This window comes from Micromonospora sp. NPDC002575 (assembly GCF_042889525.1).
GTDB lineage: Bacteria > Actinomycetota > Actinomycetes > Mycobacteriales > Micromonosporaceae > Micromonospora > Micromonospora carbonacea.
On sequence record NZ_JBIARA010000001.1, the window covers coordinates 690,818 to 712,508 of the forward strand.

Sequence of the window (21,691 nt, forward strand, 5' to 3'; positions counted from 1 at the left end):
CGCTGACCCGTGCAACTGCGGGACACCGACAGTAGCCAATCGGATCCATTGGCGTGGTCACCCATCCGACGGCCCCGGGGGTACGGCGGACGCCCGATCGCCCGCCGTACCCCCGGGTGTCCTCAGCGGACGGTCAGCGTGCCGACCGCCGGCAGCGGGGCGACCACCGGGGGCAGCCGCTTCGGCTCGCCCCGGGCCGGCGCGGCCCGCCGGGCCAGGTCGTCCTTCGTCGCGGTGACCCGGGCGCCGGCCGCGCCGGCGGCCGGCTCGGCGAAGGGCTGGATGTCGCCGACGCAGACGGTGCCCTTGGCCGGCAGCGTCCCGTTGATCAGGTACGCCTCGATGGCGCCGGTCGCGCACGCCGAGGTGCCGTACGCGGTGTGGCCCCAGTTGTCGCTGCTGAGCAGGCGGCTGTTCGGCAGCAGCGCCGCCGAGGTGACCGCGCCCTGGTAGTTGGTCGCCGGGTCCCAGTAGTTGCCGACCACCAGCACCGGGGCGCTGGTGCGCCTGTCGAACGGCCCGGTGTAGGCATCCTCGTCGCGCACCGTCCAGGTGTCGCGGGCGCACGGCGACGTGGCCCAGGCCCAGAGCCGGCCGAAGTAGGGCGCCCGCGCGTCCTCCTTCGCGGCCAGCGCCGGCCACGAGCCGGCGTCCTTCGGGTGGTACGCGTCGGTGCAGTCCACCCCGAGGAAGGTCTCCAGGCTGTTGTTGTACGGGAAGTCGTACCCACGGCGGGCCTGCTGGGTCGCGGCGGTGGCGGCGCGGTGGGCGAGCGCTGCGCGGGCGTCGGCGCGGCGGGCCGCCGTGGCCCCGGCCGGGTCGGTGAGCACCAGCAGGTCGGCGGTCATCCCGACGATGTCGTCGTAGCCGTACGGGGCGTAGAGGTCGCTCAGCATCGCGCCGACGTAGTCGGCGTAACTGACCGTGTACGTCTCCCCGGTGTCCGGGTCGTCGAACACCAGCGGCTTCTTGCGTAGCCGCGTCGCCACGGTCTCGACGGCGGCGACGGGGTCGCCGGCGGCGAGCGCGCAGGTCTGCGGGCCGGCGGAGGCGCACCGCTTCAGGATCTCCCGCAGCGCCGCGTACGCGCCGTCGGCGCTGGCCAGCCGGGTCTCCTGGAGCTGGTTGCGCGCCTTGCCCTGGCCCACCCACGCGTTCGGGTTGAGCACGCCGTCGACGACGATCGCCCGGACCCGGTCGGGGAACATGTTGGCGTAGTACTGCCCGAGGGCGGTGCCGTAGCTGAAGCCGAGGTAGCTCAGCTTCTGGTCGCCGACGGCCCGGCGCAGCACCTCCATGTCCCGGGCGACCTCGGCGGTCGACATGGCGCCGGTGAGCGGCTTGCCGGTGCCGGAGCACGCCTTGCCGATCGCCTTGGACGAGGCGACGTACGCCCGCTCCTCGGCCTTCGTCCACGGGAAGGCCACGTTCAGCCCGGCGTACGCCTTGGTCTGCTCCTTGACCGACGGGAAGCACCTGACGTTCTCGCTGGCCGCGACGCCACGCGGGTCGACGCCGACGATGTCGAACCGGTCGAGCAGGTCGTCGCCGAGGAAGTACGGCGCGGCGAGCGCGAGGTCGGTGCCGGAGCCGCCGGGGCCGCCCGGGTTGACGAAGAGGCTGCCGATCCGGTTCTTCTGGTCGCGCGCCTTGACCCGCAGCACCGCCACCTCGGTGGTGGCGCCCTTCGGCTTGTCGTAGTCGAGCGGGAGCTGCACGGTGGCGCACTCGGCGGTGCCGTAGCAGGCGTACCAGTCGAGCTTCGGCGTCGGCACGCTGTCGACGCGCCGGGCCTCGACGGGGTCGGTCCGGTCCGAGGTGGCCGGACGACCGAAGCCGGCGGTGGTCGGTGCCGCGCCGGCCGGCGCGATGGCCGTTCCGGCGAGGACGATCCCCGCGATTCCTGCTGCGGCGAGAGACCGGGTTGTACGTGGCATTCGGCTGCCTTCCGGTGGGGAACGGGACACGTCGGGGCATCCCCGACTCCCGTCACTCTAGGGACCCGAGCCAACGACCGCCGCCCGGAAAATGCCCAGCAAAGGGTCATTTCCCCGACTGATGTAACGATTTTCGCCACTTCGACGCTGCGGCTTCACCGGTCCACTGGGGAGCAAGCGTCGGCGGGCCGGGTGGGCGTCGACGGCCCGGGCCGCCCGGCCGGTGACCGGGGTGGCGGTTGACAGGGCGGTCGGCTCCGCCATCCTTGAGGGGTGACCCGAATCCCTCGGCCCGATGTGCCCCTCGTGGCGGTCGCCGCGTCGCTGGCAGCGGTCGCCCTGCTGGTGGCGCTGGTCTGGTGGCAGCCGCGCAGCATCGTGGCGGTGGTGCTCGCCCTGCTCTGCGTCCTGCTGGTGATGATCGCCGGGGTGTCGGTCACGGAGGGGCGGCACCGCCGCGAGGAGGCCCGCGAGCGCGGGGGCGACGAGCCGGCGCACTGGTCGGGGCAACCCGCCGCCCGGCTCAGCGACATCGACGCCGACACCCTGGAGGCGCTGGACAGCCGCGACCTGCGGGCCATGCGCGAACGGCGGCAGGGCGCGAGCGGGTTCAGCGACCGCTGAGGGTCGGCTCGTACAGCCCGTCGACGCCGCGCCCGGCCAGGCACCGGAACGTCCGGTCCGGGCCGTCCGCCGCCGGCGGCAGCACCTCCAGCCGCCACCCGCTGGTGTACGCGATCCCGCTGGTCAGCCGGAACGTCACCGGGTTGCACACCTGACGCACCTGCGGATCGGCGGTCACCTCGTCGTGCGGGGCGTCGGTCAGGGCGGCGGGCAGCTCGCCCTCGGCGTATGCCTCCCACGTGTGCCGGCCGTCGCAGGGCAGCCGGGGCGCGTCCGCCCGGGCGCCGCGCACCCGCATCGGCCCGAAGCACTGCAACTCGGCGACGCACCGCGCCCCCGCCGGCAGCCCGGCCGGGCCCGACGAGCCGGAGACGCAGCCCGGCAGGGCCCCCCACCTGGTGGCGGTCGTCGTGCCGCCCACCGTGACGACGGGGGTGGGTGTCGGCGCGGCCGGCGCGCCCCCGGCGACCCAGGCCCCGGCGCTCGCCGAGGCGGCCAGCGCGAGCGCCCCCGCGCCGCCGAGGAACCAGCGCCGCCGCCACCGACGACCGGACGTCACCGGCTCGGTGGGGTGGTCGTGCTCCACCGGGGGGCGCGGGGCGGCGCGGGGCGGCTGACCGGCGCCGTAGCGGTCACCGGAGGTGGCCGGGCCGCCCGGCTGGCTGGTGCCGTAGAGGCCGCCGGACGTGGACGGGCTGCCCGTGGTGGTGCCCGTCGGCCCGCCGGACGGGGGGCCGCCGGAGACCGGTGCGCCGCTGACGGGGGCGCTGACCGGGTCCAGCGGCAGGGCGGCGAGCAGGCCGCGCAGCTCCACGGCGGACGGGCGGGCCGCCGGGTCGTTCGACATGCCGGCCCGCAGCACGTCGATCAGCTCCTCCGGCACCCCGGGCAGCCCGGGGATCGGCTGGTGGAACATCTCCAGCACGGTGACGAGGCTGGGGCTGCGCTCGGACTGCCAGCGGGGCGGCCGGCCGGACATGACGGCGTAGAGGGTGGCGCAGAGCGCGTACACGTCGACGGCCGGCGACGGCGGGCTGTGGTTGAACATCTCCGGCGGCGCGTACGCCGGGGTGAGCACCTCCAGGGTCACCGTCGGGTCGCGCACCTCGGCCAGCACGGCGAGCCCGAAGTCGGCCAGCACCGCCGGGTTGAAGTGGGAGTGGAGGATGTTGGCCGGCTTGACGTCGCGGTGCAGCACGCCGTTGGCGTGCGAGTGGGCCAGCGCGTCGGCGATCTTCACGCCGAGGTCGCGGGTCTCCGCCGGGCCCAGCGGCGAGGTGCGCATCCGCTCGGCGTACGACCCGTCGCACAACTCCATGATCAGGTAGGGGTGCCGGTCGACGGTGACGCCGACGTCGAAGAGGTCCACCACGTGCGGGTGGGACGACATCCGCCCGGCGGCCCGCGCCTCGCGCAGGAACCGGGCCTGGTCCCGCTCGTTGTCCAGGGTGCGGTTCTCGACCTTGACCGCGACCTCCCGCCCGACGGAGATCTGGGTGGCCCGGTAGACGGTCGCGTACCCTCCCCGGGCAAATACCTCCAGATCGGTCAGACCAGGCACGATGGGCAGCCGCAGGGCGCCGGGCGGGGTGTCGGTCACTGCTCGAAAATACCTAACCGGTCCGGTGACTCAGCGGTCCGCGCCCGCGGACCGGGAGACGCTGTCCGCCGACGCGGCTGCCGGACGCCCGCCGTCCGCCACCGCCGACGCCTGCCGCCCGGGCTGCGCCGCGTCCGACGCGTCGGCCGCACGGCGGGCGTCGTGGCACAGGGCCACGGCGGTCGCCACCGCGCCCAGCCCCTCCCAGAGCGCCACCATGAAGAACGGCCCCGGTGCGACGTCGGCGAGCACCATGATGGTGAAGACGGTGAAGGTGACCAACCGGAAGACGACCGTGAACCGGTAGAAGGCCCGCCACTCGGTGGCCGTGGCCAGCAGGTAGTAGACCCCCATGTTGAACGAGGCCATCGCCGACGCCGTCAGGAACGTGCCGGTGTAGTCACCGGCGGACCGGCTCTGCGGCACCTCGAAGCCGAGCATGCGCAGCTGCGCCTCCGGCCAGAGCAACCCGAGCGCGCCCATCAGCAGCGCCAGGACGCCGAAGACCGCGATCGTCCAGCCGGCACTGGAGCGGGGCAGCCGCATCACGCCTCCCGAAGCCGGGCAGGGCGGCCCCACAGTGGACCGCCTCATGGAATGTCACCGTAGCCGCTACCGCCGACACCCGCATCGGCGGAACCGCCAGGATCGCCGCCGCCCTACCCTCGCAGGCGCACCCGCAACGCGTCCGCCGCGAGCCGCTCGCTGCGCTGCTCCGTCGCGTACGCCAGGCGTACCGCCTCCTCGGCCCTGGCCAGCGCCTCGGCGGGGCGTCCGCAGGCGGCCAGCGCCTCGGCCAGCACGCTCGCGGCGATCACCTGGCTGCGCACGTCCTCGGCGGGGACGGCCATGGCCCGGTGCGCCCAGTCCAGCGCCTGGTCGAGCTGGCCGTGGGCGAGCAGCGCGGAAGCGTACCGGGCCATGGTCTGCTGGCGGGAGAACAGCAGCGAGGGCGCGTTCGCGGCGGCGGTGGCCACCGGGGCGAGCAGCCCCACGGCGGTCGCCGGGTCACCGGCGGCGAGCCGGGCGGTCGCCAACAGCACCCGGGGGCCCACCTGGGCGGGGGCCTGCGGGTTGTGCGGCTCGACGGTGGTCAGCACCGCCCGCGCCGACCGTTCGGCGGTCTCGCAGTCGCCCAGGTCCAGCGCCACGAAGCCGCGCAGCGTGCCGGCCATCCCGGTGAGCAGCGGGTGCGAGGTCCGCTCGGCGTACGACAGGGCGTCGGCGAGCAGGTCGGCGGCGTGCTCCGGCTCGCCCAGCCCTCGGGCGACCACCCCCCGCGCCACCAGGGCGAAGCCGCGCCCCCAGTCGTCGGAGACCTCGGCGAAGTCCCGGTACGCCCGGCGGGCCGCCCGGTCGGCCTCGCCCAGCTCGCCCAGTTCCGCCCCGGCGAACGCCTCGACGGCGCGCAGCGTGCCGACGGCCCACGCCTCGCCGACCCGCTCGCCGAACGGCAGGAAGACCCGCGCCAGCCGGCACGCCTCGCGCAGCCGGCCGGCGAGCAGCCGGGCGAACGCGGTGGTGCCGCGCAGCCACGCCCGCCCGTACGGGTCCTTCAGCTCGGCGAAGAGCCGGGCGGCCCGGCCCAGCACCGCGTCGGTGCCGGCGAAGTCGCCGCGGGTGGTGGTGACCCAGGCCAGGTTCTGCAACGACCACGCCTGCCCGCGCCGGTCCTGCGAGGTGAGGCTGACCTGGTAGGAGGCGGCGAGCCGGCTGCTGGCCTGACCGAGCCGGCCGGCGATGAAGTCGGCCATGCCGAGCCGGCGCATCGCCGAGGCGCGCAGGTTGGGCAGCCCGCCGACGCCGGCCACCTGCAACGCCTCCTGCCAGCTGGCGACGGCCCGGCCCTGGTCGCCGAGGGTCTGGTGGGCCTGCCCGGCGAGCAGCAGGGCGCTGGCCCGGGTGCCCGCGTCGTCACCGGCGTTGGCGGCGATCTTCTCGGCGTACGCGAGCGCGTCGCCGGGGCGGCCGACCTGGAGCAGCGCGCGGGCGTGCACCACCCGGTCGGCGGCGGGCAGCCCGTCGCGGGCCAGCTCGGCGGCGCGTTCGGCGTACTCGACGGCGGCGGCCGGCTCCCCGGCCTGGAGGGACCGGCGGGCGGCCCGGCCGAGCGCGGCCACGCCCAGCGGCGCGACGGTGCGGGCCGGCGCGTCCGGGCGCAGCTTGACGGCGTCGGCGAGGGCGGCGGCCCGCTCGACGTGCTCGGCGACGAACGCGTCGCGGGCGGTGTCGGTGAACCCGCCCGGCGCGGCCGGCCCGCCGGGGGCGGCCCAGCGGGCCAGCGCCGCGTGCCGCTCGGCCAGCTCGGCCTTGCTCACCCCGGAGTACGCGGCCTCGCGCATCAGCGGGGTGGCGAACGCGTACCCGGTGCGGGTGCGGTGCAGCATCCGGCGTTGCAGCAGTTCCTCGACGGCCCGGTCCAGCTCGACGGCGACCACGGCGGCCGGCCGGCCGTCCCGCCCGGCGCGCTGCTCGCGCAGCGCCTCCAGCGCGCCGTCGGGCACGGTGTCGCCGACGACGGCGGCGTCGCGCAGCACCGACCGGGCGTCCGGCGGCAGCGCGTCGATGCGCGCGGCGAGCACGGCGGCGAGGTCGCGGGAGAGCAGCCGGCTGCCCAGCGAGCCGGGGGCGAGCCGCCAGCCGGAGTTGGCCGGGGCGGACCGGTCGGCCACGGCGGTCAGCGCGCCCCGCTCCATGAGCAGGGTGACCAGCTCGGCGAGGTAGAACGGGTTGCCCTGGGCGGTGGCGAGCAGCCGGTCGGCGTCGGGCTGCGGCAGCTTCCCGCCGCCGAGGTAGCTGGTGAGCAGCCGGGCGGCGTCGGCGCCGCGCAGCGGGGGCAGCGCGTGCACCTCGGCGTCGGCGACCCGGGTCAGCGCCCCGGCGGTGCGGACCAACTCGGGGCGGCCGAGCAGCAGCACCAGCACCGGGCCGGCGAGGCGGGACAGGGTGACCCCGAGCGCGCGGATCGTCTCGGCGGTGGCGTCGTGCAGGTCGTCGACGAGCACCACCAGCGGCGCCTCGGCGGCCAGGGCGCTGAGCAGGTCGGCGACCGCGTTGGGCACGGCTTCGGCGTCGGCGGGCTGCTGCGTGCCGCCGCCCCACTCGCCCTGGTCGGCCGGGCTGCCGGCGGGCAGGTCGGCGTACCCGAGCAGGGCCAACAACTGGTCGGCGGCGACCGGCGGGGCGTCCTCGCCGAGCCGGCCGAGGCGCTGGTTGAGCCGGCGCAGCCGCTCCTCGACGGCGGGGCGGGTGAGCGCGGTGGCCGCGTCGTTGGGCAGGCCGACGGCGGCGCGGACCAGGTCGGCCAGGGGCGCGAGCCGGCGGCGTTCGCCGAACGCGGCGCAGCGCACGGACAGCACCCGGGCGCCGGTGTGCGCGGCGTACCGGCCGGCGCCGACGTCGTAGCCGGCGGCGAGGCGTTCGACCTCGGCGGCGAACCGGGACTTGCCGATGCCCGCCTCGGCGGTCATCAGCAGCACCCGGGGCTCGCCCCGGTCGATGACCTCGGCGAGCCGGCCGGCGACCCGGCCGATCTCGGTTTCCCGGCCGACGAACGGGGCCTCGTCGCCGAGGCCGGAGCGGGTGCCAGGGGCGTCGAGCAGGCCGAGCAGCTCGTACGCCTCGACGGGTTCCCGCTTGCCCTTGAGCCGCAGCGGGCGCAGCGCCCGCCAGGACGCCACGTGCCGGGTGGCGGCGGAGGTGCGCGCCCCGGCGTAGACGGCGCCGACGGCGGCGGCGTCGGCGAGCCGGGCGGCGGTGTTCACGGTGTCGCCGATGACGGTGTATTCGATGGCCGCCTGGATGCCGGCGATCACGTCGCCGGTGTTGAGGCCGACGCGCAGGCCGAGCGGCGCGCCGCCGCCCCGCTCGTCGTCGAGCACCCGGCGCACCGCCCGCTGCATGGACAGGGCGGCGCGGACGGCCCGCTCGGCGTCGTCCTCGTGGGCGACGGGCGCGCCGAAGACGGCCATGATCCCGTCGCCGGTGAGCTTGTCGACGTGCCCGCCGAACGTCTTGACGGCCCCGGCGAGGGCGGCGAGCACCCGGTCGGTGACCGCGCCGACGCGTTCGGGGTCGAGGTCCTCCGACCAGGAGGTGAAGTCGGACAGGTCGCCGAAGAGCACGGTGACGACCCGCCGTTCGGCGGCGGGCAGCGTGGCGGCGGCCGGCAGCGCGGCACCGCAGTTGTGGCAGAACCGGGCCCCCGGTACGGCGACCGTCCCGCAGACGGGGCAGGTCACGGCCGGTCCGCCGGTTCGGGGGGCACCCCCAGGTAGGCAAGCTGCGCGCGGACCGACCACTCGGCCGCCCACCACAGCGACCGGTCGACGTCCGCGTACACCCGGGCCACCACCTCGGGCGCGGTCCGCGCGCCCTCGGCGACCGCCTGCCGCACCTGGTCGAGCCGGGCGCGGCGGTGGGCGAGGTAGAACTCGGCGGCGACGCCGCAGTCGGCCAGCGCCGGGCCGTGGCCGGGCAGCGCCGGGATCCCCCGGTACGTCGAGAGCAGTTCCAGGCTGTCCAGGTAGGCCCCGAGGTTCCCGTCGGGGTGGGCGACGACGGTGGTGCCCCGGCCGAGGATGGTGTCGCCGGTGAGCACGACCCGTTCGTCGCCGCGCTCGACGAGGAAGCAGACGGAGTCGGCGGTGTGCCCGGGGGCGGGCAGCACCCGCACGGTGAGGCCGGCGGCGTGCAGGACGGCGTCGGGGGTCAGCGGCGGCCCGCCGTGGCTGTGCGCGGGGTCGACGGCCCGCACCGGAGCCTCGCCGAGCAGCTCGCGCAGCCGGGGCGAGCCCTCGGTGTGGTCGGGGTGCCCGTGGGTGATCAGCACGGTGGCGACGGGGGCGTGGGCGGCGATCGCGGCCAGATGCCCGTCGTCGGCGGGCCCCGGGTCGACGACCAGCGCGGGCTCGCCGGGCCCGGCCCGCAGCACCCAGGTGTTGGTGCCGTCGAGTGTCATCGGCCCCGGGTTCGGTGCCCGCAGCAGGGTCACCCATCCCGGCAGCTCGTCCGCCAGCGCGGCCACGGCCGCCGTGATGTGCCCGGTCATGCCAGCGATCGTACGACTCCCCCCGCCACTCCCCGCGATCTTGCACTTGCGGCCCGGGTTTTGTGCCCGTACGCGGCTTTCGCCCGGGCCCGAAGTGCAAGATCGCGGGGGCGGGGGCGCGGGTCAGGCGACCTCGACGATCAGTTCGACCTCCACCGGGGCGTCCAGGGGGAGCTCCGAGACGCCCACCGCGGAGCGGGCGTGCCGGCCCGCCTCGCCGAAGACCGCGCCGAACAGGTCGGACGCGCCGTTGATCACGCCGGGCTGGCCGGTGAAGCCGGGCGCGCTGGCCACGAAGCCGGTCACCTTGACGACCTTGACCACGTTCTCCAGCCCGACCAGCGCGTCGACGGCGGCCAGGCCGTTCAGCGCGCACCGCTGCGCCAGGTCCTTGGCCTGCTCGGCGGAGATCCCCGCGCCGACCTTGCCGGTGGCCAGCAGCTTGCCGTCGGCCACCGGAAGCTGCCCGGAGACGTAGACGTGCCGCCCGGACTGCACGGCCGGCACGTAGCTGGCCACCGGGGGCACCACCTCGGGCAGGGTCAGCCCGAGCTCGGCGAGCTTCGCGTGCGGCCCGTTGCCCACGCCGCTCACTCCTTCGGCCGCTTGAGGTACGCGACGAGCTGCTCCGGGTTGGGGCCGGGGACCACGGAGACGAGTTCCCAGCCGTCCTCACCCCAGTTGTCGAGGATCTGCTTGGTCGCGTGGACCAGCAGCGGGACGGTCGAGTATTCCCACTTCTGCATCGGTGCGGGGCTCCCTAGGAGGCGGCGACTGTTTCGGCCCCAGCCTACGATCCGGCGGGACCGCCCGGCGCGGGACGCTGCTCGGGAGCGACGGGCGGCTCGCCGCAGGGACCCTCGTGGTCGTACCGCTGCGGGCAGCGCGACCGGTCCGGCAGCAGCAGGTCGCAGAACACCCGGTGCCGGTTGTTCTGGTCGTCGGCCGTCGAGACGGTGGTCTCCCCGGCGTCCAGCTCGGGCAGGAAGCCGAGCGAGACCGCCACACGGCCGGCCAGCGCGGTCGCCGTCGCCAGGTCGGCCACCCGGATCGGCAGGTGGATGACGTACCCGGTCTCCTCCTCGTCGCGGGGGCGCTCGGCGGGCCGGCTGAGCGTGCGCAGCATCTCCCCGGGATCGGTGAGCCGGCGGTAGGAACGCTCGTTGAACGGCAGGCCGGTGACCGGCCCGTCCTCGCCGGCGGGGCCGGCCCCGGCGCGCCGGGCGGAACCGGTCGGCGGCGGGAACTGGGCTCGGGAGACGTTGTCCGTGTCGCGCATTGCTACCTCCGGGCCTCACACCTGATCACGTCGTCACCATCCGGCTCGGGACCGTCCGCCGATCCGCCCCCGCGTCGGCACGAACGTAGGACCGTTTTCGGACAGGGACAACGGGACGCGCATGGCCAGGCACCGAAAGTCACATATGCGACAGATCGCGGTCCGGTACCGGATGGCGGCGGACGCGCTCGCGTGGTCGCCGTGTCGGTAGGGCCGCCCGGGGCCCCACCCTGGGCGGGGTTCACCGCTACCCTTCCCGTCGGACGGGTCACGCGGGCCCGGCCGCCTCCGCACCCGCCTTCGCTCGTCCAGCGCTCGCGTCCCGCCGGGACGACGACGCGCCGCACCCCCGGGGGACCGACATGAACCAACCGCCCAACGGCGGCGCCACCGGATCGCCCAGCGGTCCGCCCTCCGGCGACCACACGCCCGGCCCATCCGTCGGGCCGGTTCCCCCCGCCCCACCCGGCGGCGGGGCGTTCGGCGCGCCGGCCGGCCCCGCGCCGCTCGGCGCTCCGGCGGCCCAGCCCGGCCCCTTCGGCGGCCCGGCGAGCCCGGGATCCGGCGCGCTTTCGCCGGGATACCCGCCGTACCATGCCCCGGCCGCGCCGAAGCAGCGGCGGGGCGTGCTCGTCGCCGCGATCGTGGCGGTCCTGGCGCTGCTGCTGTGCGGTGGCGGCGGCGTCGCCGCGTTCTTCACCTTGCGCAGCACGGAGAACGGCGAGGGCGCGAAGGAGCCGACGGTCGCCGTGGAGAACTTCCTCACCGCCGTCTACAAGGAGCGGGACGCCCGCAAGGCGGCCGGCTACGTCTGCGCCGCCGCCCGCGACGACCGCAAGATCACCGCGAAGGTCACGGAACTGAAGCGGTACGCCGAGCAGTACTCCGACGCCCGGTTCCGCTGGACCAGCCCGAAGGTGGACAACCAGACCGGCGACCGGGCCACCGTCACCACCAGGGTGACCATGACGACCTCCGACGAGAAGGTCGCCGACCAGGATCTCCGCTTCACCGTGGTGCAGAAGACCGGCTGGTGGGTCTGCGAGATCGCCTGACCGGGCGACGCCACCGGATGGATAGGCTCGACGGGTGCGAGCAGCTGAGCAGCCGGCCGACCCGGCCTCCACGCAGTGGCCGGCGCGCCTGAACGTCGTGACCGGCAAGGGTGGCACCGGCAAGACCAGCGTGGCGGCGGCCCTCGCCCTGGCGCTGGCCGCCGACGGCCGGCGCACCCTGCTGGTCGAGGTCGAGGGGCGGCAGGGCGTCGCCCAGCTCTTCGGCACCGACCCGCTGCCGTACGCCGAGCGCCACCTCACCGAGGCTCCGGGCGGCGGGGAGGTGCGGGCCCTCGCGGTGGACGCCGAGGAGGCCCTGCTGGAATACCTCGACATGTTCTACAAGCTCGGCGCGGCCGGCCGGGCGCTGCGCAAGCTCGGCGCGATCGACTTCGCCACCACCATCGCCCCCGGCCTGCGCGACGTGCTGCTCACCGGCAAGGTCAAGGAGGCGACGACCCGCAAGGCCGGCCAACGACGGGCGTACGACGCGGTGGTGCTGGACGCGCCGCCGACCGGGCGGATCGGCCGGTTCCTCAACGTCACGGCGGAGACGGCCCGGCTGGCCAAGGTCGGCCCGATCAAGACCCAGAGCGAGGGGGTCGCCGCGCTGCTGCGCTCCCCGATGACCGCGGTGCACGTGGTGACGCTGCTGGAGGAGATGCCGGTCCAGGAGACGGTGGACGCCGTCGCCGAGCTGACCCAGCTCGGTTTCCCGGTGGGGCGGGTGATCGTCAACGCCGCCCGTCCGCCGCTGCCCGCCGGCCGGCCGGTGACCGCCGCCGAGCTGCGGCGCGGCCTGGCCGCCGCCGGGCTGCCGGCCGACCGGGACACCGTCGCCGGGCTCGCCGCCGAAGCCCGGGACCAGCGGATCCGCCGGGAGTTGGAGGACTCGCTGCGCGGCGACCTGGCCGAGCTGGGCCTGCCCCTGACCGAGCTGCCGCTGCTGCCCGACGGGGTGGACCGGGCGGGGCTGGCGGAGCTGTCCCGGGCGCTCGTGCGGGCGGATTGACTCACACTGGCCGCCGGCACGGCGCGGAGACCGCGCACAGCCCGATACGCTCGATTGGTGCCTTCCGAAGCCGCGGCGCCGCAGCTGGACGTCGACCAGATCCTCGCCGACCCGGGCGTGCGGATCGTGGTGTGCTGCGGGGCGGGCGGGGTGGGCAAGACGACCACCGCCGCCGCGCTCGCGTTGCGCGCCGCCGAGCAGCACGGCCGGCGCACGGTGGTGCTCACCATCGACCCGGCCCGCCGGCTGGCCCAGTCGCTGGGCCTGACCGAGCTGGACAACACGCCCCGCCAGGTCAAGGGCATCGACGTCGAGGCCAGCGGCGGCGAGCTGCACGCCATGATGCTGGACATGAAGCGCACGTTCGACGACGTGGTGCTCCAGCACACCGACCCGGCCAAGGCGCAGGAGATCTTCGCCAACCCGTTCTACCAGGCGATGAGTTCGACGTTCGCCGGCACGCAGGAATACATGGCGATGGAGAAGCTGGGCCAGTTGCACGCCCGGGGCGAGTGGGACCTGATCGTGGTGGACACCCCGCCGTCCCGCTCGGCACTGGACTTTCTGGACGCCCCGGCCCGGCTCTCCCGGTTCCTCGACGGGCGGATGCTGCGGCTGCTGCTGGCCCCGGCGCGCAGCGGGGGACGCAGCATGTTCAGCCTCGTCACCGCGAGCTTCGGGATGTTCTCGAAGGTGGTGCAGAAGGTGCTCGGCGCGCAGCTGCTCACCGACCTGTCCGGCTTCGTGGCGGCGCTGGACTCGATGTTCGGCGGCTTCCGGCAGCGGGCCGAGCAGACGTACCGGATCCTCCAGGCGCGGGAGACGGCCTTCCTGCTGGTCGCGGCCCCGGAGCCCGACGCGGTCCGGGAGGCGGCCTACTTCGCCGGCCGGCTGCGCTCCGAGCGGATGCCGCTGGCCGGGCTGGTGCTCAACCGGGTGCACGGGCCGACGGTGCCGGCGCTGGATGCCGAGGCGTGCCTGGCCGCCGCGCAGCGGCTGGCCGAGGCGGGCGGGCACGACGGCACCGTCGACGTGCTGCGGGCGCACGCCGCGCTGGTCCAGCAGGCGCGGCGCGAGCAGCGGGTGGCGGCCCGGTTCACCGAGGCGTTCCCGCAGGTGCCGGCGGTGTCGGTGACGGCGCAGCCCGCCGACGTGCACGACGTCGACGGGCTGCGGACGATCGGCGCGGCGATCAGCCGGCCGTGAGCCGTGGCCCGCGATCAGCGGGCCGACCGGACCGGCCGTCAGCCGGTCGGTACGAGGACCTTGTCCTTGCCGGACCTGTCCTTCGCGTTCTTCTTCATGGCCGCCTCGAACATCTTCCGCCAGCTGGCGACCTGGGGGTGCCGGCGCAGCAGGGCCCGGCGTTCCCGCTCGGTCATGCCGCCCCAGACCCCGAACTCGATCCGGTTGTCGAGCGCGTCGGCCAGGCACTCGTACCGGACTGGGCAGCTCCGGCAGATCCGCTTCGCCACGTTCTGTTCAGCGCCCTGTACGAACAGCGCGTCCGGGTCCCCGTTCTGACACGCCGCCAGTGACGGCCAGTCAGTGATCATGCCCATGTGTACACGTCCCCCCTTGCAGTACCTACCGACTTCGCGCGACCAGCCGTCGAATCCCCCCGGTCGTCCGGCCGGCCTCCCCAGGGCGGCACGGACGACGTGTGGCTGTCGCCCCAACCATCATGCTCTGTAGTTGGACGATTACGCAACGTTGTCGGCAAAATCCATCATTACGGACACTCCCGGCTTCCCGGGCCTTCGGCCCCCGTCTACCCGGCCGCAGTACGTGAAAACGCTGCGCCGCTCCTCCGTTCGGTGGAGACTCGTCGCGGATCCGCGCAACCCCGCACCAGGGCTCGTGCGTTTAGCACAACGAGGTCGGCGCGCGCAGGAAATGGGGAAAAGACGCCCCAGCGCCCCTCGTTCCCTACTCGCGTACCCTGTCGAGGTGACCTGGATGCGGAAACGTGACCACAATGTGCTGACCAACGCCGCATCGCTACTCATCTGTGGCCTGTTGGCCGGCGTGGTGGTCGCGGCGGCGGCCTTCCCCGCGGTGGCGATGTCCGGGCTGGCCGCCAAGGCCGGCGCTGAGACCTTCGGGGCGTTGCCCAAGGAGCTGACGGTGGCCCGCGCGCCGCAGATCAGCTACCTGCTCGCCTCCGACGGCAAGACACCGCTCGCGACCATGTACGACGAGAACCGGCGCGACGTGAAGCTCGCCGACATCTCGCCGTACATGCAGAAGGCGATCATCGCCGCCGAGGACCACGACTTCTACAAGCACAACGGCGTCGACCTCAACGGCATCGCGCGGGCCTTCGTCAACAACCAGTCCGGCGCGAACTCCCAGCAGGGCGCGTCGACGCTGACGATGCAGTACGTCCGGCTGGCCATCGCCTACTCGGCCACCCACCCGGCCGACGTCGTCGCCGCGACCGAGGACACCAGCGCCCGCAAGCTGCGGGAGATGCGGCTGGCCCTCCAGGTCGACAAGGAGTTCTCCAAGGACGAGATCCTCACCCGCTACCTGAACCTCGCCTCCTTCGGCAACGGCGCGTACGGGGTCTACGCCGCCAGCCAGGTCTACTTCGGCAAGCCGCCGAGCAAACTCAAGATCGAGGAAGCGGCCATGCTCGCCGGCATGGTGAAGGCCCCGAGCACGAACGACCCGACCACCAAGACGGGCTACCCGCTCGCCCTGGACCGGCGCAACTACGTGATCGACAACATGATCAAGATCGGCGCGATCACCAAGGAGGAGGGCGAGGCGGCCAAGGCCGCCAAGATGGTGATCAAGGACAAGACCACCCCGAACGGCTGCGTCGCCACCAACAAGAAGGAGTGGGGCTTCTTCTGCGACTACTTCTACCGCTGGTGGATGCAGCAGGAGACGTTCGGCTCGACCTCGTACGACCGGGAGCGGCGGCTCAAGAGCGGCGGCTACACGGTCGTCACCAGCCTCGACGTGCAGGCGCAGAACGGCGCCGACAAGGCCGTCCGCAAGAACCTGGGCGTCAACAGCAAGGCGGCCCGGATGGTCGCGGTCGTCGAGCCGGGCACCGGCCGGGTCCGCGCGCTCTCGGTGAACCGCAACTTCAAGATCGACGACCCGAAGAAGCCGCAGAACAAGCTCAGCAGCGACCCGCGCAAGCGCAGCAAGAACATCCGCGGCAACTACCCCAACACGGTGAACCCGCTGCTCACCGGCGGCGGCGACATCAAGGGATACCAGGCCGGCTCGACGTTCAAGATCTTCACGATCGTGGCCGCCCTGGAGAAGGGCATCCCGCTCAGCTACACGATCAACTCGCCGAAGCAGTTCAAGTCGGAATACATCATCAGCCCCAGCAGCCCCGCAGCCTGCCAGGGCCACTTCTACTGCCCGACCAACTCGGTCGAGTCGATGGCCGGCGTGCACAACATGTGGAGCGCGTTCGGCCGCTCGGTGAACACCTTCTTCGTCCCGCTCCAGCAGCAGGTCGGCGCGGAGAACGTGGTCAAGGCGGCGCAGAAGCTGGGCATCCAGTTCCGTTCGAGCGAGGACGCGGACTTCGCCAACAACAAGGAGGCGGCGCACCAGTGGGGCGCGTTCACCCTCGGCGTGTCGGCCACCACCCCGCTCGACCTGGCCAACGCGTACGCGACCCTCGCCGCCGACGGTAAGTACTGCGAGCCGATCCCGGTGCAGGAGATCAAGGGCCCGGACGGCAAGAAGCTCGACATCGCCAACCCGCGCTGCGAGCAGCGGATCAGCACCGAGGTCGCCCGCGCGGCCGTCGACGCGGCCCGCTGCCCGGTCGGCGACCGGTCGTCCACCACCCGGTGCACCGGTGCCACCGCTGGCAACGTTCGGGGCATCGTCGGCAAGCCGGTAGCCGGCAAGTCCGGCACCACCGACTCGGAGAAGACCTCGTCGCTGGTCGCGATGACCAAGCAGTACTCGGTCGCCGGCATCATGGCCGACCCGGACTGGCCGCAGACCAACCAGCAGATGGGCCACGACACCCCGACGGGCATCAACCCCCCGGTGTACGAGACGCTGCGCGACGCCATGAAGGGCAAGAAGGGCATCGAGTTCACCCCGCCCAGCGGCAAGATCATGGAGGGTGACCAGCGTTCGATCCCCGACGTGAAGTGCGTGGACGTCGAGACCGCGAAGGACCGGCTGCGGGGCGCCGGCTTCGACCCGGTGGTCTCCTCGGCCCGGGTGCCGTCGAGCTGCGCGGCCGGCCAGGCGGCCGGCACCAGCCCCAACGGGCGCACCATCAAGGGCGGCGTGGTGGTCATCGAGGTCAGCGGCGGCAGCGGCAACACCCCCGCCAGCCCGCCGGCCAACGGCGGCACCGGCGGCGGGCCCGGGAACCCGCCCGGCCAGGGTGGCCGCCCGGGTCGCAACGGCTGACCGGGCCGCACCCGCACCGCGTGTGACGACGGGCGGGCACCCCCTCACCGGGGGTGCCCGCCCGTTCTCGTTGGCCCGCCTGCCGGGCAGCCCGTGCACCGGGCAGCCGGCACCCGCGTCAGAGGCCGAGCTGGCGGCGTACCTCGGCGGCCACCCGGCCCCCCTCGGCCCGGCCGGCCACCGCGGCCTGGGCCGCCTTCATCGCCGGGCCCATCTGCGCCTTCCCGGTGAAGCCGCCCGCGGCGAGCGCCCCCGCGACCAGCTCGGCCAGCTCGTCGTCGGAGAGCTGCTTCGGCAGGTACCGGTCCAGCACCTCGCCCTCGGCGGTCTCCTTCGCGGCCTGCTCGGCGCGCCCGGCGTCCGCGAAGGCGGTCGCGGCCTCGCGCCGCTTCTTCGCCTCCTTGGTCAGCACCGCGAGCACCTCGTCGTCGGTGAGCTCGCGCTTGGCCTTGCCGGCGACCTCGGCCGTGCCGACGGCCGCCAGTGCCATCCGCAGGGTGGAGGTGGTCAGCTCGTCGCGCGCCTTCAGGGCGGCGCGCATGTCGGCGGTGAGGCGGTCCTTCAGCGTGCTCATGACCGGTGAAACTACCCTGAACGGCATGCGAAAGCGCACACTATTCCGACTCGGCGCGGGCGTCGTCGCGGCCGGGGCGGCAACCCTGGCGTACGCGTCACTCGTCGAGCGCAACCTGTTCACCCTGCGCCGGTTCGACGTGCCGGTGCTGCCGGCCGACACCGAGCCGCTGCGCGTGCTGCACCTGTCGGACCTGCACATGATGCCCGAGCAGCGGCGCAAGCAGGACTGGGTGGCCTCGCTGGCCGCGCTCGACCCGGACCTGGTCGTCGTCACCGGCGACAACATGGCCCACCCGGGGGCCGTGCCCGGTGTGCTGCGCGCCCTCGCGCCGCTGCTGGACTTCCCCGGGGCCTTCGTGTTCGGCTCGAACGACTACACCGGGCCGGTGTTGAAGAACCCGTTCAGCTACTTCCTGCCCGACCGGGAGTACAGCGAGGGCGCCGAGCTGCCGTACGACGAGCTGCGCGACGTCTTCACCGGCGCCGGCTGGGCGGACCTGAACAACGCCCGGACGACGCTCAAGGCGGGCGGGCGGTTGATCGAGCTGGTCGGCGTCGACGACCCGCACATCGCGCGGGACGACTACCCGTCCGTCGCCGGCCCCGTCTCGGCGTCGGCGGAGCTGTCGATCGCGCTGTCCCACTCCCCCGAGCCGGCCGTGCTCGACGAGATGGCCGCCGACGGCTTCGACCTGCTACTGGCCGGCCACACCCACGGCGGGCAGGTCTGCGTGCCGGGCTTCGGGGCGCTGGTGACCAACTGCGGGCTGCCCCGGTCGATGGCGAAGGGCCTGCACCGCTGGCCGGACTCGGACGCCTGGCTGCACGTCTCGGCCGGGCTGGGCACCCACCCGACCGCGCCGGTCCGGTTCGCCTGCCGGCCCGAGGCGAGCATCCTCACCCTGATCCCCCGCTGACGCTTCCGCTGCCCGCTGCCCGCTGTCGGCTGTCGGCTCGGTGGCGACGAGTGTGACGTACGCCGCCTACGGGCGGCGTCCCGGGCTTGTCCCGGGCGTGCCCGCCGCCTTGAGCCGAGGGCGACGGTCACGGTCGGGGCGGGCACCGGAGCTGCCCGCGTCTGGCCGCTCCGGGACGTCAGGGCTGCTCGGGGCGCTAGGGAGCTGAGTCGTTTACGACATCGGCCAGGGGCGCACCGGGGCCCGGCGGGGCGGTGGGGGTACCGAGTTTGACCATCGGACGGGGTGGGCTACTATTTGTCCGCACGCCTCGGGGTGTGGCGCAGCTTGGTAGCGCGCTTCGTTCGGGACGAAGAGGTCGTCGGTTCGAATCCGGCCACCCCGACAGAGGTCAGAGGGCACATCCTATCGACGGATGTGCCCTCTAGTGCTTTGTACAGCAGTGGAGTACAGCAGCGGTCAGCGCAGGCTCTCGCCGAGGCGCTTGAGCGCGTCGCGGGTGGCGTCCGAGGACGCCTGCGAGTAAATCTCCATCGTCACCGACACCTCCGCGTGCCGGAGCACCTGCATGATGACGCGCGGATGCACGTCCAGGTCGACGAGCAGGGTCGCGCAGGTACGCCGGGCGTCGTGCACGGTGATCCTCCGGACCCCGGCGCGGGCGCAGCGGGCGTCCCAGGACCGGTTGAAGTTGCGCGGCTCCACCGGCGTTCCGTAGCGGGTGGTGAACAGCAGCGGCGAGCCCTGCCAGGCGATGCCCGCCTCGTCGCGGTCGGCCTTCCTCGCCTGCTGACGGAGGTCGAGCGCCGCCGCGCAGATGTCCGGCAGCGGGAGGGTGGCATCCGAGGTCTGCGTCTTGGTCTCCCGGTGCAGCAGTCGCCCGCCGACCCGCTGCAACTGCCAGCCGATCGACAACTCCCCCGCCGCCAGGTCCACGGCGTCCCCGGTGAGGCCGAGCACCTCACCCTTGCGCAGACCGAGCACCAGGATCAGCACGTACGCGGCGTACAACGGATCGCGGTCGGCCCCGCGGACTCCAGGAACCGACGCGCCTCGTCGCTGGTCCACGCCCGGCCCCGGCGGCGGCGGACCGGTGGGAGCTTGACCAGGGCGGCGGCGTTGCGGGTGACCAGTTCCTCGGTGGCGGCGTGGTTGAGCGCGGAGCGCAGCACGCCCGGACGTCGTTGACGGTGCGGGCGGACGGCACATCACCGCAGCACCGGCCGAGCGCGGAGCAGCGCCGTTTGAGTTCCGGGCGGCGGGCGTCCTTGCCCTGGGCGCAGCACTGGCAGGTGCGGGCCACCTCGTTGATCCAGGTTTGCACGTCGCGCACCTGGAGCCGGTCGAGCCGCTTCCCGCCGAGGCCGGGGATCACGTACAGCCGGAGGATCGTCTCGTAGGTGGCGCAGGTTAGCGGCGCGAGGTTGGGGCGCACGACCTCCCGGTGCCAATAGGCCAGATAGTCGCCGAGTGTCGGGACCGCCGCGCCGTTGGGCGAGTCACCGCCGGCCGTGGTGGGCATGCGGCGCGGGGTGTGCGGGGCCGCCCCTCCAAGGTCAAGGGCGCTTCGCGTCGCTACGCGACGGCCCTGCGGGCCGCCCTTGACCCCGGAGCCTCTGCGACCCCTCGGGCCGGCGTTGCCGGCAGGCCGGGGGCCTGCCGGTGTGGGGCCCTCGTCGGCTGGGCGGCGGCCGAGCAGTGCGCCCGGAAGGCGTCGCCCGGGCCCGTGGTGAGGGTCCGGCCGAATGCGAGCGCTACTCACTCGTGTCGGCGTCGGGCATCAGGAGGCACAGCGGCACCATAGATCGTCGCCAAGCGGTGACCGGCCGGGCCGGCGAGCGGCGGTCGCTACGTTCAATCAGTCCTCGATGTACCGTCAGTAGTGGCTGTCCGCTGACGAGAGCTGACCGGCTTCGTCATTCCGGCTGGGAGCGCCGTTGTGTCGCACGTCGATCCGCGTTTCGGGGCCCAGTTACGGGCTCTGCGTGCCGAGCGGGGTCTGTCGCTGCGGGCGTTCGGGCAGCTCGCGCACCGGGGCAAGAGCCATCTCCATGATCTGGAGACGGGTGCGAAGGCTCCGACGCCCGAGACGGCCCGGCATCTCGATGAGGTTCTTCAGGCTGGCGGCGCGCTCGCGCGGCTCGTTGGTCAGCCTGTCGACCATGATGCTGAGGCCGACGAGTTGCTTGCCCGGGTGCGGGCCAGTGATGTGAGTGCCGAGACGCTCGCCCGGATCGAGGCCAGCGTCGACGACCTGGCCAGCGCGTACGCGACGACCCCGCCGGCAGACCTGCTGCCGATGGTGCGCAGACACCTGGCGTACGTGGGCCGGCTGCTTGACGGCCGGGGGACCTTGGCGCAGCGGCGGCGTCTGATTGTCGCCGGCGGGTGGCTGACCGTGCTGCGTGCGACGGTGCACATCGACCTTCGGCAGCGTTCCGCAGCGGGCGCGCACCTGGTCGCCGCTGCGGCGCTCGCCGAACATGCCGAGCATGCGGAGATCCAGGCGTGGTGTCTGGAGACCTGGGCGTGGGACCGGCTCACCCAGGGTGAGCATCGGCAGGCGATCGACCTGTCTCAGCAGGCCCAACAGGTGGCACCTCGGGGCAGCTCGGCGCACATCCAGGCGACGGCGCAGGAGGCGCGGGGGTGGGCGCGGGTGGGTGACGTGCGGCGGACCCGTGACGCGCTGGACCGCCTGGAACGGTTGACCGCGAACCTGCCCGTCCCGGAGCGAGCCGAGCACCACTACCGGTACGACCCGACGAAGGCGTTGGCGTACACGGCGACGACGTTGTCGTGGGCGGGTGACCCGGCTGCCGAGCAGGTGGCCCGGGTGGCGTTGGCGGAGTTGGACCCGCGCGGCGACGGAGGCGACCGGCCACGGCGGTCTGCGTCTGCCCGCCTCGACCTGGCCCTGGCCTTGGTCGCTGCCGACCAGCCCGACGAGGCCAGCGCGGTCGCCGCCGAGGCGATCCGTTCTGGGCGGGTGGCACCGTCGAACTGGTGGCGGGCGCGCGAGGTGCTGCGACGGGTTGAGCAAACCGACACGGCGGAGGCGTCGGCGCTGCGCGAGGTGTACGAGGCGTACCGGCCCGCGGGCTGACAGAGGACAGCCAACCCGCCCAGCGGACACCCAACATCTTTGAGTAACCGCCCGATCGCTCAATGCTGTGAACGAGAGCGGAATCGGCGCGCGAACACACCAGATCGCCGTAACCCGCTCGGAGCCGG

Annotated in this window: 17 protein-coding genes, 1 tRNA gene and 1 pseudogene; 8 read left to right on the forward strand and 11 right to left on the reverse strand. The window is 74.0% G+C overall.

The annotated features are described in order from the left end of the window. Positions 1-122: 122 nt before the first annotated feature. On the reverse strand, positions 123-1,937 hold the full coding sequence (locus ACFYWL_RS03145; protein ID WP_386966481.1) for an alpha/beta hydrolase: 1,815 nt from the start codon (positions 1,935-1,937) through the stop codon (positions 123-125). 273 nt (positions 1,938-2,210) lie between these two features. Here ACFYWL_RS03145 and ACFYWL_RS03150 point away from each other — a divergent pair, with 273 nt between their 5' ends. Beyond that, positions 2,211-2,561: a hypothetical protein gene (locus ACFYWL_RS03150; protein ID WP_386966484.1), complete on the forward strand. Its 351-nt coding sequence runs from the start codon at positions 2,211-2,213 to the stop codon at positions 2,559-2,561. Here ACFYWL_RS03150 and ACFYWL_RS03155 read toward each other — a convergent pair. The 7 genes from ACFYWL_RS03155 to ACFYWL_RS03185 form a co-directional block, all read right to left on the reverse strand. Continuing rightward, the gene (locus tag ACFYWL_RS03155; RefSeq protein ID WP_386966487.1) at positions 2,548-4,161 is read right to left on the reverse strand and encodes a serine/threonine-protein kinase; all 1,614 of its coding nucleotides are present in this window, start codon (positions 4,159-4,161) and stop codon (positions 2,548-2,550) included. The two genes, ACFYWL_RS03150 and ACFYWL_RS03155, sit on opposite strands and share 14 nt — an antisense overlap. A gap of 30 nt (positions 4,162-4,191) precedes the next feature. Further along, a complete protein-coding gene (locus ACFYWL_RS03160; RefSeq protein WP_386966490.1) occupies positions 4,192-4,707 on the reverse strand; it encodes a hypothetical protein in 516 nt (171 codons plus the stop codon). A gap of 113 nt (positions 4,708-4,820) precedes the next feature. Then, the gene (locus tag ACFYWL_RS03165; protein ID WP_386966493.1) at positions 4,821-8,402 is read right to left on the reverse strand and encodes an adenylate/guanylate cyclase domain-containing protein; all 3,582 of its coding nucleotides are present in this window, start codon (positions 8,400-8,402) and stop codon (positions 4,821-4,823) included. Beyond that, on the reverse strand, positions 8,399-9,211 hold the full coding sequence (locus ACFYWL_RS03170; protein ID WP_386966496.1) for an MBL fold metallo-hydrolase: 813 nt from the start codon (positions 9,209-9,211) through the stop codon (positions 8,399-8,401). Before ACFYWL_RS03170 ends, ACFYWL_RS03165 begins: the two co-directional genes overlap by 4 nt. A gap of 123 nt (positions 9,212-9,334) precedes the next feature. Next, entirely contained in the window at positions 9,335-9,796 is a 462-nt protein-coding gene (locus tag ACFYWL_RS03175) for a RidA family protein (RefSeq protein ID WP_386966499.1), read from the reverse strand. 5 nt (positions 9,797-9,801) lie between these two features. After that, positions 9,802-9,957 carry a DUF4177 domain-containing protein gene (locus ACFYWL_RS03180; protein WP_386966502.1) on the reverse strand — a complete coding sequence of 52 codons (156 nt, stop codon included), beginning with the start codon at positions 9,955-9,957 and terminating at the stop codon, positions 9,802-9,804. Positions 9,958-10,001: 44 nt separating this feature from the next. Beyond that, positions 10,002-10,490: a hypothetical protein gene (locus ACFYWL_RS03185; protein ID WP_386966504.1), complete on the reverse strand. Its 489-nt coding sequence runs from the start codon at positions 10,488-10,490 to the stop codon at positions 10,002-10,004. 362 nt (positions 10,491-10,852) lie between these two features. Here ACFYWL_RS03185 and ACFYWL_RS03190 point away from each other — a divergent pair, with 362 nt between their 5' ends. From ACFYWL_RS03190 to ACFYWL_RS03200, 3 genes are read left to right on the forward strand one after another with little or no spacing between them, the layout of a single operon-like run. Then, complete coding sequence (locus ACFYWL_RS03190; RefSeq protein ID WP_386966506.1) at positions 10,853-11,545, forward strand: hypothetical protein; 693 nt, start codon at positions 10,853-10,855, stop codon at positions 11,543-11,545. 34 nt (positions 11,546-11,579) lie between these two features. Then, the gene (locus ACFYWL_RS03195) at positions 11,580-12,557 is read left to right on the forward strand and encodes an ArsA-related P-loop ATPase (RefSeq protein WP_386966509.1); all 978 of its coding nucleotides are present in this window, start codon (positions 11,580-11,582) and stop codon (positions 12,555-12,557) included. A gap of 54 nt (positions 12,558-12,611) precedes the next feature. Further along, positions 12,612-13,763, forward strand: a complete 1,152-nt coding sequence (locus ACFYWL_RS03200; RefSeq protein WP_386966511.1) for an ArsA family ATPase — start codon at positions 12,612-12,614, stop codon at positions 13,761-13,763. A gap of 38 nt (positions 13,764-13,801) precedes the next feature. On the opposite strand, the gene ACFYWL_RS03205 is transcribed toward ACFYWL_RS03200, so the two are convergent. Further along, a complete protein-coding gene (locus ACFYWL_RS03205) occupies positions 13,802-14,119 on the reverse strand; it encodes a WhiB family transcriptional regulator (protein WP_074472222.1) in 318 nt (105 codons plus the stop codon). 397 nt (positions 14,120-14,516) lie between these two features. Here ACFYWL_RS03205 and ACFYWL_RS03210 point away from each other — a divergent pair, with 397 nt between their 5' ends. Further along, positions 14,517-16,964 carry a penicillin-binding protein gene (locus ACFYWL_RS03210; RefSeq protein ID WP_386966514.1) on the forward strand — a complete coding sequence of 816 codons (2,448 nt, stop codon included), beginning with the start codon at positions 14,517-14,519 and terminating at the stop codon, positions 16,962-16,964. Positions 16,965-17,082: 118 nt separating this feature from the next. On the opposite strand, the gene ACFYWL_RS03215 is transcribed toward ACFYWL_RS03210, so the two are convergent. After that, a complete protein-coding gene (locus ACFYWL_RS03215; protein ID WP_386966516.1) occupies positions 17,083-17,538 on the reverse strand; it encodes a GatB/YqeY domain-containing protein in 456 nt (151 codons plus the stop codon). A gap of 25 nt (positions 17,539-17,563) precedes the next feature. Here ACFYWL_RS03215 and ACFYWL_RS03220 point away from each other — a divergent pair, with 25 nt between their 5' ends. Continuing rightward, positions 17,564-18,457 (forward strand): metallophosphoesterase, encoded by an 894-nt coding sequence (locus ACFYWL_RS03220; RefSeq protein WP_386966518.1) that lies wholly within the window; start codon positions 17,564-17,566, stop codon positions 18,455-18,457. A 311-nt stretch (positions 18,458-18,768) separates the two neighbouring features. Beyond that, a tRNA-Pro gene (locus ACFYWL_RS03225) sits at positions 18,769-18,842 on the forward strand. A gap of 74 nt (positions 18,843-18,916) precedes the next feature. Here the strand turns inward: ACFYWL_RS03225 and ACFYWL_RS03230 are convergent. Further along, positions 18,917-19,952 (reverse strand): annotated as a pseudogene (locus ACFYWL_RS03230) (tyrosine-type recombinase/integrase); the annotation flags it as partial. A 408-nt stretch (positions 19,953-20,360) separates the two neighbouring features. On the opposite strand from ACFYWL_RS03230, the gene ACFYWL_RS03235 reads away from it, so the two are divergent. Continuing rightward, positions 20,361-21,563, forward strand: coding sequence for a helix-turn-helix domain-containing protein (locus ACFYWL_RS03235; RefSeq protein WP_386966772.1), 1,203 nt, complete (start codon positions 20,361-20,363; stop codon positions 21,561-21,563). Positions 21,564-21,691 lie beyond the last annotated feature (128 nt).